The organism is Providencia sp. PROV073, assembly GCF_033688125.1.
In the GTDB taxonomy this organism is placed as follows: Bacteria; Pseudomonadota; Gammaproteobacteria; order Enterobacterales; family Enterobacteriaceae; genus Providencia; species Providencia hangzhouensis.
The window spans coordinates 2,412,539-2,425,187 of record NZ_CP096353.1; the positions used below are offsets into that span (position 1 = coordinate 2,412,539).

The following is a 12,649-nucleotide window of genomic DNA, read 5'->3' on the forward strand; positions in this document are numbered from 1 at the left end:
ATGTATTTTTATTCATTATAAATGCATAATTAAAGAGGTTAGTATGTTTAAAAAATTAGTTTTTGCTGGCTGTATGTCATTGGCAGCCTTCGCCGGGAATGTTTACGCAAAAGAAAGCTATACCGTTGGTGCTGGTGGGACTTACCGTCCGTTTGAATATGAAAATAGCCAAAAACAGCTCGAAGGCTTTGATATTGACATCATTAAAGCAATTGCAGAAGCAGAAGGTTTTGACGTTAAACTTGTCAATACCCCTTGGGAAGGGATTTTTGCGACCTTATCGTCTGGTGATAGAGATATTTTAATTTCGGGGATCACAATTACAGATAAACGCAAAAATATGGTTGATTTCTCTAACCCCTATTTCCCGGCTGAGCAAGCGATCGTCATCAGTGAAACATCTGATGTTAAAGACTTAAATAGCTTAAAAGACCTGAATGTAGGTGTTGTGAACTCCAGCACTGGTGATATTGTTGTTTCTGATGTAATAGGTAAAAACAGTACAGCAATCAAACGTTTTGACAATACTCCTCTTTTATTACAAGAACTATTCGAAGATGGCATTGACGCTGCAGTTGGTGATGTCGGCGTAATTAAATATTATATAAAAACGCACCCTGAGAAAAAATTTAAACTGATTTACGATAACCATTTCGAAAAACAATATTTTGGTATTGCTGTCGCTAAAGGGAATAGTGAATTACAGCAAAAAATAAATAATGGCTTAGATAAGATTATTGCAGACGGTACATACAATAAAATTTACCAAAAATGGTTTGATGAAAATGTTCCTCAATTACCAAAACAATAATTAAATTTAACTTAAAGCCATCTATGGATGGCTTTTTCACGTTTTAAATCAGGGTGAAAATTAAGATGTCTGCGTTTCGTTGGGAAATAATTGAAGAGTATGCTCCATTATTTGCTGAAGGCGCAATGATGACGATAAAAGCAACCATCATTTGCGTTATTTTAGGCTCACTATGGGGATTAACCCTCGGTTTAGGCAGAACTGCCAAAGCTGAACAAGGGATATGGAAACCTATTTTACACTATTTTGTACAGTGGCCGGTTCGCTTCTATGTCAGTGCCTTTCGTGGTACTCCACTATTTGTTCAAATAATGGTTGTTCACTTTGCCTTAGTGCCACTGTTTATTAACCCTCGTGATGGCTTATTTGTTACATCAGGGTTAATGTCTGTTGATACCGCTAAAATGCTCCGCTCCGATTACGGTGCTTTTCTATCTTGCGTCATTGCAATTACTTTAAACTCAGGAGCTTATGTCTCTGAAATATTCCGTGCGGGTATTCAATCAATTGATAAAGGGCAAATGGAAGCCTCTCGTGCGCTTGGTATGAGTTGGGCAAAAACAATGCGCAAGGTGATTCTTCCGCAAGCTTTTCGGCGCATTCTTCCCCCATTGGGAAATAATGCCATCGCAATTGTCAAGGACTCCTCCCTCGCTTCCGCAATCGGTTTGGCCGATCTCGCCTATGCTGCAAGAACAGTCTCCGGCGCTTACGCAACTTACTGGGAACCCTATTTAACAATATCTGTGATTTATTGGATGCTGACATTTATACTTGCTCAGTTGGTGCAATATATGGAAAGAAGGTTGGGCAGAAGTGATTTACGTTAATAATTTACAGAAAAAATTTGGTGATGCTCATGTACTTAGAGGCATTTCTTGTGAAGTTAAACCTCAAGAAGTGATTTGTGTCATTGGCCCTTCTGGTTCAGGAAAAAGTACCTTTTTACGTTGTTTGAATGCGCTAGAACGCCCTGACGGGGGCGAAATTCAAGTCAATGGTTTTAACGTTCATGATCCTAAAACTGATTTAAATAAAATGAGAGAAAATGTGGGGATGGTGTTTCAGCGTTTTAACCTATTCCCCCATATGACCGTGTTAGAAAACTTGATGATGGCGCCAACCTTAGTGAAAGGAATAAAAAAGGAATTGGCACTTAAACAAGCAGAACAACTTCTGATCAAGGTAGGGTTGTTAGATAAAATTGATGCATGGCCAGCCAGTTTATCCGGTGGGCAGCAACAACGAGTCGCTATTGCTAGAGCGTTAGCCATGCAACCATCCATTTTGTTATTTGATGAGCCGACATCTGCACTTGACCCCGAATTAGTTGGTGAGGTTCTTTCAGTGATGAAAACCCTTGCAAATGAAGGTATGACAATGGTTATCGTCACCCATGAAATGGGGTTTGCACGTGAAGTTGCCGACCGAGTCTTGTTTATTGACCAAGGTATTATTCAAGAAGAAGGCACGCCAGAACAACTCTTTACTGCACCTAAAAACCCACGGACTGCGGAGTTTCTAAGTAAAGTACTTTAATTTTATAGCCTGCTTAGTATGCTAAGCAGGTTTTTCTGATAGGCAGGTCTTTTTATTATCGATACGCTAAGAATATTCGCTCTTAATAAAGATTAATTTATGGATATCAAAAGCCTCTGCAAACAATACCGCTCAGGGAAAAAATTTAAATATGTTTTCTTCTGGGGCCACCAAACCAAACAAAATCAAATTACAAAAAGCTGCTTCAGCCAATGGTACCCTTCCCCATTTATTGTTAATAACCACCGCTTTGCCAGTGCAGAACATTTCATGATGGCCGAAAAAGCACGCTTATTTGGTGATTTAGAAACATTGGATAAAATCATTCATGCACCAAATCCCGGAGCGGCTAAAGCATTTGGTCGTGAAGTTCGTGGGTTTAAGCAAGATGTTTGGGATGAAAACCGTTTTGCTATTGTTGTCAGCGCTAATATGGCAAAATTCTCTCAACATGAAGAATTAAAACAGTTTTTACTCTCCACAAACGAACGTGTTCTAGTTGAAGCTAGCCCCGTCGATAAAATTTGGGGAATAGGCCTTGCCGAAGATAGTGAAAATATTGAAAACCCATTAACATGGAAAGGGTTAAACCTTCTCGGTTTCGCATTAATGGATGTTAGAAGTCAGCTAGCCAATTAACTCTCTAATTTTTGCTTATTTTCTGATAAAATGAAAAACCCGTTGTTATTAAACAGCGGGCCCGTCATTATTTTATCAAAATATAGAATATACTACTGAGCTTTATTATAAAGGCATTCTGTATTCAATTACCCCAGGCTTTTCTGCCACCCAGTTATACAATTTTTGGCCTCGTAAATTGGTTTCTTGTGTATGCCAATATAGACGGCCACATTGTTTCTCTTGCGCTTGTGCGTGTACAAATTCAATTAATTGTTTTCCTACATGACGTCCTCTCATTTCTGGCGTCACATATAAATCTTCAAGGTAACAAAAATCATTTTCAGCCCATGTTGAGCGGTGAAATAAATAATTCACAAAACCAACAACTTTTCCATTTTCCAACGCAACAGCACAGTACATCGGCTCACTCTCATCAAAAAAGCGCTCCCATGCTTTTAAGGTAATTTCTTCACTTAAATCTACCTGATAAAATTTCTGATACTCTAACCAATACACTAACCACTCTGGGTAATGTTCTGGCGCAACAAATTCCACTGTAACTGGTAATGCTGTTTTATTCATAATAACCCTTCCATTTGTAGACATATTACATAATGGCGCTATAGTACCTAGCAATCTGGCTCTATATAAGAGACACTTTTGTTATTTATTTAGGATCCACTTTATGCGACGCCAACAGCATGCCCAGTTCCCATTACTATTACTTGAAAAAGGTTACATTAAAGAAAATGTTTATCACACAATACGTAATGCCATCTTAGATGGACGTATTGCTGCTGGAATTAAACTTCCTTCCTCTAGAGCATTAGCAGAAATGATGGCCATCTCACGAAATTCGGTAATTGCTGGGTTTGAACGACTAATTGATGAAGGATACCTTTATTCCCAAAAAGGCTCAGGGACTTATGTTTCCCCCCATATTCCTGATGAATTAATTGGTGCCATAAGTAGCACTAAACAGGGTGACCAATCTGGATATCCTGCATTAAATCTGAATCCTAGAGTTTCCACTTTATCGAATTTATGGGAAAAATCGCGTCCAAATACCAACAAACACCAAATGTTTAATATCGGTATTGGTTGTGTGGACCAATTCCCGCATGAATTATGGGGAAGATTATTAGGTCGAGTTTGGCGTAAGTCCAAACAAATTATTACGCATTTTAATCACCCTGATGGGTATACACCACTAAAAGACTTATTGGTAGATTACGTCCGTTCGACTCGGGGAGTTCATTGTAAACAGCAGCAAATTATTATTGTTAATGGAACACAGCAAGCCATTAATTTAGCGGCAAAAGTCTTATTACAGCAAGGGGATAAAGTATGGTTAGATGACCCTGGCTATGATAGTGCGAGAGCTATTTTAACCGCTGCTGGTGCTGATATTGACGCTATTCCATCAGACAAAGAAGGAATGGATATTATATATGGTGCGAAACACCATAAAACAGCAAAATTAATTTATACCACGCCTTCTCACCAGTTCCCTCTGGGCACAACTCTCAGCTTACCTCGGCGTTTAGCATTATTGGATTGGGCGCAACAAAACAACGCATGGATTTTTGAGGATGACTACAATAGTGAATTTCGCTTTTTATCAAAGCCAATTCAAGCATTGCAAGGCTTAGATAATCATCAACGTGTTATTTATGCAGGGACATTTTCTAAAATGATGTACCCCGGCTTTCGTTTAGGTTTTTTAATAGTGCCAGAAATTCTGAGAGAGGCATTCACCATGATGAAATATTATAGTGATAGCCACTGTGGTTATTTAGAACAGGCCGCTTTAGCTCAGTTTATCCAAGAAGGCCACTATGCACGCCATGTCAGAAAAATACGGAAGATATGTTACGAGAGGCAAAATACTTTTATCAATGCCATCAATCACTATCTCCCTCACCTATTTAATGTACAGATGACGGATTCAGGCATTCATACTGTTTGTTGGGTGAAAGACGGTTATGATATTAACGTGATCCTTAACCAATGCCGTCTGTTGGGCTTTGGCGCACAACCGTTATCGCGCTACTGTATTCAAAGTACTCACCAAAATGCAATTCTATTTGGCTATGCTGCTCATTGTGAAAATGAGATAATTAACAATATAAAATTACTCAGTGAACAATTGAGTAATATATACCCTAGTTAAACAAAAATGATTTTCAGCGTTTATCCGATAGCGCGAATTCTTCTAATCTTTATAACTATACCTTAATAGCATTGTTTATATTGAGGTACTTTTATGACAAAAATAAATTATCCCCATGAGTACGAAGTTGGCGATGTTGTCTTTACCAGTATTGGGACCGAGTTATTTCGCCAAATAGCCTCGGCATCTTTATGTTGGAGTAATCATGTTGGCATGATTGTAGGTCACAATGGTGAAGATTATTTAATTGCAGAAAGTCGCGTTCCCCTTTCAACAACCACGACCTTATCGCGGTTTATTGCCCGTTCGTCTGACAATCGTTACAGTGTACGCCGATTTTCCCATACATTAACAAGTGAACAAAAATCCGCATTAGTCGCCGAAGTTCCTGCTCGTTTAAATAAGTTTTATCACACGGGATTTAATTATGAGTCTTCTAGGCAGTTTTGTTCAAAGTTTGTTTTCGATATTTATCAATCTGCATTATCAGTTCAAATAGGAGAATTAGAAACCTTCAAGGAATTATTAACTAAAAACCCGAATGCAAAATTAAATTTTTGGAAGTTATGGTTTATTGGACAAATTCCATGGGAACGTAAAACAGTTACTCCTGCAAGTTTATGGCATCACCCTGAATTATCATTAATTTATCGCAGCCATGATGACATTCATTAATTAGCGATATTGATATTTGACTAAGCCACTCAACGTTTATAAGAGTGGCTTAACATGATGCCTTAATCTTTATCAATCAATAAGCATTACATCACTATTAAGCAAATTTGCTGTAATAGCCAGTTATTATAGTAAAGCCTCTTCTATTAGAGACTTTACTTTGCCTACCTGTACTGGAATTGCGTGGATTATCGCGATTATTTTTTCTTATTTAGCATCGATTTCAAGTCAGCAAACGGGTTATAAGTTGCTGCTTCAATATCATCCTGTGCATCTTCCCCTGCCACGACATTAGTGCCATACATTTCAGCTTCTGTGTACTTCGAATGCTCATGATCATGGCAAAATAAACACAATAGTTCCCAATTGCTGCCATCTTCAGGGTTATTGGTATGATCATGGTCGATATGATGCACAGTCAATTCACGTAAATTTGAATACACAAATTCACGTGTACAGCGTCCACAAACCCATGGGTAAATTTTAAGTGCTTTTTCACGATAGCCACTTTCTAATCGCGCATAGTTTTTAGGGATCAAAGCCATTGCCGATATTCCTATTAAAAATAGTAATTTTGAGATAATACGCCTAATATACCTCAATTCAGAGCAAAAAAAGAAACTCAAAACAACAAAAAACCCAGATATGATGACATCGCCAACTTTATAGGGCATGTCATCAACTCCAGGCTAATTTATTAGTTAGTTTTTACTTAGATTACTTATTCAACAATTCTCTACGGATAATCTCAGCCCCTGCACTTAATGCATTAAGTTTACCCGTTGCGACCCGTCGAGATAATGGTGCCATACCACAGTTTGTTGATGGATAAAGTTTATCAGCATCCACAAATTGCAGCGCTTTACGTAACGTATTGGCGACTTCTTCTGGTGTTTCGATGATATTGCTAGCCACATCAATCGCCCCCACCATCACTTTTTTACCGCGAATAAGCTCAATTAAATCCATAGGAACATGGGAGTTATGACATTCTAAGGAGATAATATCAATATTTGAAGTTTGCAATTTTGGGAAAGCCTCTTCATATTGCCGCCACTCAGAACCTAGTGTCTTTTTCCAGTCAGTATTAGCTTTGATGCCGTATCCATAACAGATGTGAACTGCTGTTTCGCATTTCAGCCCTTCAATGGCTCTTTCTAACGCAGCCACCCCCCAATCGTTTACTTCATCAAAAAACACATTAAAAGCTGGCTCATCAAACTGAATAATATCAACGCCCGCGGCTTCAAGCTCTTTTGCTTCTTGATTCAATATTTTAGCGAACTCCCATGCCAGTTTTTCACGACTTTTATAATGGTTATCATACAGTGTATCAATCATCGTCATCGGCCCAGGAAGCGCCCATTTAATCGGCTGTTTTGTTAGCTTACGTAAAAATTTAGCATCTTCCACAAAAACAGGTTTTTGGCGTTCAACCGCCCCAACCACCGTCGGCACGCTCGCATCATAACGATCACGAATTTTAACCACTTCACGCTTTGCAAAATCAACACCACTGAGGTGTTCAATAAATGTCGTCACAAAATGCTGGCGTGTTTGCTCGCCATCGCTAACAATATCAATCCCAGCACGTAGTTGATCTTCAAGGGATAAGCGCAATGAGTCTTGTTTTCCCTCGATGAGTTCTTCATTTTGCAACTTCCAAGGAGACCAAAGCGTCTCAGGTTCAGCAAGCCAAGAAGGTTTTGGTAAACTGCCCGCGGTAGATGTTGGTAATAATGTTTTCATAATAATTGACCTTAAATTTTTATAATTAATCAAAGCGCGTAGTTAGCAGACCATTGCTCTAGAATATGCTTATAGGGCTCAATAAAATGTTCTTCTGTATATTTTCCCTGCTCAATAGCCAATCGGCTACGTTCTTCGCGGTCATAAACAATTTTTGTTAGCGAATAATCTTGATTCGTCAAACTCGGTTGATAGCATTGCCCCGCAACGGAGTTCGCATTGTAAATCTCTGGCCGATAAATCTTCTGGAATGTTTCCATCGTGCTAATCGTACTAATTAATTCAATATTGCTGTAATCGCTCAGCAGATCTCCCGTAAAATAAAATGCCAGCGGTGCAACACTATTTTGAGGCATGAAATAACGAACCTGTAATCCCATCTTTTTAAAATATTGATCTGTTAATGAAGCCCCATTTTGCTGATATTCAATCCCCAATATAGGATGTTGATTCCCAGTTCTATGGTAGATATCTTTATTTGAGACACTTAGACATATCACTGGCGCCTTACTAAAATCCGCTTTATATTCGCTAGAATTCACAAAATATTTAAAGATATTCCCATGCAAGTCACCAAAGTTTTCTGGAATACTAAAGCTTGCTTGGTCCTTATTGTGGTCTAACAATAAAACACTAAAATCATAATCACGCACATAAGATGAAAAGTTATTTCCGACAATACCCTCAGTTCGTTCACCTGTTTTATGATCAATAATATTAGTTTTTAATATTTCAATCACAGGGAACCTATTACTATTTTCCTCAACACTCATCTCGACAGAAATAATTTCCAACTCGATTGAATAACGGTCGCTTTTAGGGTTATCCCAATAGGCTAATGTATTGAAACGGTTGTTCATCATGACAAGCGTGTTACGCAAATTTTCTTGGCGATTTTCCCCTCTGGCTAAATTAGCAAAGTTAGTTGTAATACGTGTATTTTCAGAAGGATTATAATTTTCATCAAAAAGACTACTTTTAATCGTAAATGTAAAATTTTTGTTCATCGTCTCGTCACACCCTAAATTCCAAGATGGAAACTCAATTGACTTCTTGATTTTTTAGAAGTTTTAGTTTCCCATTCATCAATCTTTATGTTGTAGATAAGTTAATTTTCCTCGTTAGCTAATTTATGCCAGAGCTGTTGATTGAGTGAAAGCGACTTAATTTCATTTCGAACATGAACGATTTTCATGATCATCTATTTCACTTATTTTAATTATGTGACGAAGAACTAAGAAATATTATTTTTCATTATAATTCATGATGTTAAGTATATTGCATGGACAATTTCCTAGAGGGGATGAATATTCGACTCGAAGACTTAAACATTGGTTAGTGAAATAAATTTATTTAGTGCATTTAGAAAACACTTAGGTCATACAGTCTAAGTTACTAACTAAAATTAACTACAATAATAAAAGGTGGCACAGTATTATGCACAAAAAAAAGGCACTCGCCCCCGAGTGCCTTTTGACTACAACTCACTGAATATAAAGTAAATTATACCTATTCAGCGGTTCTGGTACTTGTGCGGATCAGGTAATCAAATGCGCTAAGTGCGGCTTTTGCCCCTTCTCCAGCTGAAATAATAATTTGTTTGTATGGTACCGTTGTACAGTCACCGGCAGCAAAAATACCTTTAATACTGGTTTCGTTACGTGCATCAATCTCGATTTCCCCCATACGGTTTCTAGCGACTGTGTCGCCTAACCAATTGGTATTAGGCAATAAACCGATTTGCACGAATGCTCCCGCCACTTCTAATAAATGTACGCTATCATCAGTGCGGTCTTTATATTCAAGACCCGTCATTTTACTGCCATCGCCTTTTACTTCTAAGGTTTGCGCATTGACGATAATATCAACATTCTTTAGGCTACGTGCTTTTTGCTGTAATACAGAATCTGCTTTCAGTTCCGGAGCAAACTCCAGAACGGTCACATGCTCAACGACACCGGCTAAGTCAATAGCCGCTTCAATACCCGAGTTACCACCACCAATAACGGCAACACGTTTACCTTTAAATAACGGACCATCACAGTGTGGGCAGAATGTTACACCCTTAGTACGATATTCTTGTTCCCCCGGAACACCCATATTTCTCCAGCGAGCACCTGTTGAAATAATAATACTGCGTGATTTTAAGATCCCACCCGATGCAGTTTCGATTTGGTGTAATCCACCTTCTTCTGCCGCAGGGATCAGTTTTGCAACTGATTGGCCATCAATGACATCAACATCATAGCTGTCCACGTGGTTCTTCAATGCACCTGCAAAAATAGCGCCTTCCGTTTTGATAACTGAAATATAGTTTTCAATATCAACCGTATCCATAACTTGGCCACCAAAACGCTCGCCAATTACGCCAGTACGGATCCCTTTACGTGCGGTATAGATTGCCGCTGAAGCCCCTGCTGGGCCACTACCAATAACAAGGACTTCAAAAGGCTCACGCTCTGTGAGTGATTTCGCTGCACGCGCATCTGCGTTGGTATCAACTTTGCTAACAATTTCACTTAACGTCATACGCCCTTGGCCAAACTCTTTTCCATTCAGGAAAACCGCAGGAACGCCCATCACATTACGTTCATCAATCTCATTTTGGAAAAGTGCACCATCAATAGCCGTATGGCTAATATTTGGATTTAAAACTGCCATTAAGTTCAACGCCTGAACAACATCTGGGCAGTTATGGCAAGATAAAGAATAATAAGTCTCAAAGTGGAATTCGCCTTCAAGGCCTTTAACCTGCTCTAATAACTCTTGCGCTTCTTTAGATGGATGACCACCGATTTGCAATAATGCCAGCACAAGAGAGGTAAATTCATGTCCCAAAGGTGAGCCTGCAAAACGCAAACCACTATCTGTACCTGGGTTAGTAATTAAAAAAGACGGTGTTCTTAGTGCGCTATTGCGCTCTTCACGTACAGTGACTTTATCTGACAGAGATGCAATTTGTTCTAACAGCTGCTTGATTTCATTTGATTTTTGGCTGTCATCTATATTAGCAACTAATTCAACGGGTTTAGTTAAACGTTCTAAGTAGGCTTTCAACTGTGCCTGTAAATTATTGTCGAGCATGTAATCCCCTTTAATTTTTATCATAAAATCGGGTACATATACCCGTCATGATCCAAGTTGCAGGCCTAAACACCTGCAACCTGAATTATTCAGTGTTAATCAATTGGGTTAGATTAATTAGATTTTGCCGACTAAGTCCAAAGATGGAGACAGTGTTGCATCACCTTCTTTCCATTTAGCTGGGCAAACTTCACCTGGGTGGCTTGCAACATATTGTGCTGCTTTAACTTTACGTAACAGGTCAGCTGCATCACGACCGATACCTTCAGCAGTAATTTCGATTGCCTGAATGATACCTTGTGGGTCAACAACGAAAGTGCCGCGGTCTGCTAAGCCTTCGTTTTCACGCATATTTTCAAAGTTACGTGTTAATGCGCCAGTTGGGTCACCGATCATGGCATATTTGATTTTACCGATAGTTTCTGAACTTGCATGCCATGCTTTATGGGTAAAATGTGTGTCAGTAGAAACAGAGAAAATTTCAACACCTAATTTTTGGAATTCTTCATAATGGTCAGCAATATCACCCAGTTCAGTTGGGCAAACAAAGGTAAAGTCAGCTGGATAGAAGAAGAAAACGCTCCATTTACCTGCAACATCTTTTTCAGAAACTTCGATGAACTGGCCATCTTTAAATGCTTGGTTAGTAAATGGTTTGATTTGAGTATTAATTAATGACATATGATGTTCTCCTGTTTGGTTGCCTATTAAGTTACTGTTTTACAGCAGCTTAATCCAATCATTACCCACTATCGATTTGATAGGCGCAACCTAATCATGTGCCAATAATTAATAGGTGAAGCATTAGAACGCTTACTGAAAAATTCAGCAAGCGTTTTATGCATTAATGGATGTTTTATGTACAGTAGGTTATGCCATGGTGGCAATCGTTTTGCGAAAACGAATGAGTGCGAGAGAAAAGAATACAGCACCAATAACAACAAGAACCGCAAATTGAGGCCAAACAATTTGGAAGCCAGCTCCGCGATATAAAATCGCTTGAGCAAGGCTAACAAAGTGTGTTGTCGGCATGGTTAACATAATGTCTTGAACAAGCTGAGGCATACTTTCTCGCGCTGTCATTCCGCCAGAAAGCATATTTAATGGCAATAACACTAAGATCATCAACAAACCAAACTGAGGCATGGAGCGTGCAATCGTCCCCATAAAAATACCAATCGACGTTGTCGCAAATAAACTCAAGGCCACCCCACACATAAACAATAAGATAGAGCCTTCGATTGGTACTTGTAGCAATGTTTTTACAACCAAAATTAAGGAAACACCAGATGCAATCAATACCACCAGCCCCATTGACCATATTTTCGACATCATAATTTCAAATGGCGTTAGTGGCATGACCATCAAATGTTCGACGGTGCCGTGTTCCCGTTCGCGGATTAGTGCAGCGCCCGTTAAAACAATCGATAACATCGTAATATTATTAATGATTGCCATAACAGAACCAAACCATGACTGTGTCAAGTTAGGGTTAAAGCGCATCCTCACTTCCAAATCAACAGGTAAACTTGCATTACTACGGTATTTTGCTAAAAATTCATTCACTTCCCCTAAGGTAATATTTTGAATATAACTATTTCCTAAGAAGGCTTGGCTCATCCTTGTTGCATCAATATTTACCTGAATTTCAGGATGCCGTCCTGCAAGCACATCACGTTGAAAATTAGGCGGAATATCTAGCGCAAAAGTATATGAACCACGATTTAACAAACCATCAATTTGATCTGGCGTGATATCCGCGGGTGGTAAGAAATAAGGCGCATAAAAGCTATTGATTATCCGATTTGATAACTGTGACTTATCTTGGTCAGCAATCGCAATGGGCGCATTATGTAAAGAGCCAGGAGTTACCGTTGCGGACGAATAGATCGATACCGTAAAAGCAAAGACAATCAACGCTAGCATTGCTTTATCGCGGCCTAAACTGCGTAACTCTTTGACTCCTAGGTTAAAAATATTCTGAATTTTACGTATCA

The 12,649-nt window shown here is 38.9% G+C and carries 13 protein-coding genes; 6 read left to right on the forward strand and 7 right to left on the reverse strand.

Features of this window, described 5'->3' with window-relative positions; genetic code table 11:
• Window positions 1–43: 43 nt before the first annotated feature.
• The 4 genes from M1F17_RS10915 to M1F17_RS10930 all read left to right on the forward strand — a co-directional run bounded on the left by M1F17_RS10915 (window position 44) and on the right by M1F17_RS10930 (window position 2,989).
• The gene (locus tag M1F17_RS10915) at window positions 44–811 is read left to right on the forward strand and encodes a basic amino acid ABC transporter substrate-binding protein (RefSeq protein WP_004254527.1); all 768 of its coding nucleotides are present in this window, start codon (window positions 44–46) and stop codon (window positions 809–811) included.
• A 65-nt stretch (window positions 812–876) separates the two neighbouring features.
• Window positions 877–1,641 (forward strand): amino acid ABC transporter permease, encoded by a 765-nt coding sequence (locus M1F17_RS10920; protein WP_004254530.1) that lies wholly within the window; start codon window positions 877–879, stop codon window positions 1,639–1,641.
• Entirely contained in the window at window positions 1,628–2,350 is a 723-nt protein-coding gene (locus M1F17_RS10925) for an amino acid ABC transporter ATP-binding protein (protein WP_004254533.1), read from the forward strand. Before M1F17_RS10920 ends, M1F17_RS10925 begins: the two co-directional genes overlap by 14 nt.
• Window positions 2,351–2,449: 99 nt before the next feature.
• Complete coding sequence (locus M1F17_RS10930) at window positions 2,450–2,989, forward strand: NADAR family protein (RefSeq protein ID WP_172767194.1); 540 nt, start codon at window positions 2,450–2,452, stop codon at window positions 2,987–2,989.
• 105 nt (window positions 2,990–3,094) lie between these two features.
• Here the strand turns inward: M1F17_RS10930 and M1F17_RS10935 are convergent, their stop codons facing one another.
• Entirely contained in the window at window positions 3,095–3,553 is a 459-nt protein-coding gene (locus M1F17_RS10935; RefSeq protein ID WP_094960604.1) for a GNAT family N-acetyltransferase, read from the reverse strand.
• Between the two features lie 103 nt (window positions 3,554–3,656).
• Here M1F17_RS10935 and M1F17_RS10940 point away from each other — a divergent pair, with 103 nt between their 5' ends.
• Together M1F17_RS10940 and M1F17_RS10945 are read left to right on the forward strand one after the other, a co-directional pair.
• Window positions 3,657–5,144, forward strand: coding sequence for a PLP-dependent aminotransferase family protein (locus M1F17_RS10940; protein WP_180311967.1), 1,488 nt, complete (start codon window positions 3,657–3,659; stop codon window positions 5,142–5,144).
• A gap of 93 nt (window positions 5,145–5,237) precedes the next feature.
• Window positions 5,238–5,819 carry a YebB family permuted papain-like enzyme gene (locus tag M1F17_RS10945; RefSeq protein WP_004254550.1) on the forward strand — a complete coding sequence of 194 codons (582 nt, stop codon included), beginning with the start codon at window positions 5,238–5,240 and terminating at the stop codon, window positions 5,817–5,819.
• Window positions 5,820–6,016: 197 nt separating this feature from the next.
• Here the strand turns inward: M1F17_RS10945 and yajD are convergent, their stop codons facing one another.
• The 6 genes from yajD to M1F17_RS10975 all read right to left on the reverse strand — a co-directional run bounded on the left by yajD (window position 6,017) and on the right by M1F17_RS10975 (window position 12,647).
• A complete protein-coding gene (yajD, locus tag M1F17_RS10950) occupies window positions 6,017–6,364 on the reverse strand; it encodes an HNH nuclease YajD (protein ID WP_318836976.1) in 348 nt (115 codons plus the stop codon).
• A 172-nt stretch (window positions 6,365–6,536) separates the two neighbouring features.
• Window positions 6,537–7,568 (reverse strand): methionine synthase, encoded by a 1,032-nt coding sequence (locus M1F17_RS10955; RefSeq protein WP_318836977.1) that lies wholly within the window; start codon window positions 7,566–7,568, stop codon window positions 6,537–6,539.
• A gap of 29 nt (window positions 7,569–7,597) precedes the next feature.
• Window positions 7,598–8,575 carry a DUF1852 domain-containing protein gene (locus M1F17_RS10960; RefSeq protein ID WP_318836978.1) on the reverse strand — a complete coding sequence of 326 codons (978 nt, stop codon included), beginning with the start codon at window positions 8,573–8,575 and terminating at the stop codon, window positions 7,598–7,600.
• 502 nt (window positions 8,576–9,077) lie between these two features.
• Entirely contained in the window at window positions 9,078–10,652 is a 1,575-nt protein-coding gene (gene ahpF / locus M1F17_RS10965) for an alkyl hydroperoxide reductase subunit F (protein ID WP_036957764.1), read from the reverse strand.
• Window positions 10,653–10,769: 117 nt separating this feature from the next.
• Window positions 10,770–11,333: an alkyl hydroperoxide reductase subunit C gene (ahpC, locus tag M1F17_RS10970; protein ID WP_004254784.1), complete on the reverse strand. Its 564-nt coding sequence runs from the start codon at window positions 11,331–11,333 to the stop codon at window positions 10,770–10,772.
• Between the two features lie 189 nt (window positions 11,334–11,522).
• Window positions 11,523–12,647, reverse strand: coding sequence for an ABC transporter permease (locus M1F17_RS10975; RefSeq protein ID WP_164456325.1), 1,125 nt, complete (start codon window positions 12,645–12,647; stop codon window positions 11,523–11,525).
• Between the last annotated feature and the right edge of the window lie 2 nt (window positions 12,648–12,649).

What these genes read in the sequence shown, in the direction of transcription:
- M1F17_RS10920 (WP_004254530.1), top strand. Translation starts at nt 877, where the DNA reads ATGTCTGCGTTTCGTTGGGAAATAATTGAAGAGTATGCTCCATTATTT.
- M1F17_RS10940 (WP_180311967.1), top strand. Translation starts at nt 3,657, where the DNA reads ATGCGACGCCAACAGCATGCCCAGTTCCCATTACTATTACTTGAAAAA.
- M1F17_RS10930 (WP_172767194.1), top strand. Translation starts at nt 2,450, where the DNA reads ATGGATATCAAAAGCCTCTGCAAACAATACCGCTCAGGGAAAAAATTT.
- M1F17_RS10955 (WP_318836977.1), bottom strand. Translation starts at nt 7,568, where the DNA reads ATGAAAACATTATTACCAACATCTACCGCGGGCAGTTTACCAAAACCT.
- M1F17_RS10945 (WP_004254550.1), top strand. Translation starts at nt 5,238, where the DNA reads ATGACAAAAATAAATTATCCCCATGAGTACGAAGTTGGCGATGTTGTC.
- yajD (WP_318836976.1), bottom strand. Translation starts at nt 6,364, where the DNA reads ATGGCTTTGATCCCTAAAAACTATGCGCGATTAGAAAGTGGCTATCGT.
- ahpC (WP_004254784.1), bottom strand. Translation starts at nt 11,333, where the DNA reads ATGTCATTAATTAATACTCAAATCAAACCATTTACTAACCAAGCATTT.
- ahpF (WP_036957764.1), bottom strand. Translation starts at nt 10,652, where the DNA reads ATGCTCGACAATAATTTACAGGCACAGTTGAAAGCCTACTTAGAACGT.
- M1F17_RS10935 (WP_094960604.1), bottom strand. Translation starts at nt 3,553, where the DNA reads ATGAATAAAACAGCATTACCAGTTACAGTGGAATTTGTTGCGCCAGAA.
- M1F17_RS10915 (WP_004254527.1), top strand. Translation starts at nt 44, where the DNA reads ATGTTTAAAAAATTAGTTTTTGCTGGCTGTATGTCATTGGCAGCCTTC.
- M1F17_RS10960 (WP_318836978.1), bottom strand. Translation starts at nt 8,575, where the DNA reads ATGAACAAAAATTTTACATTTACGATTAAAAGTAGTCTTTTTGATGAA.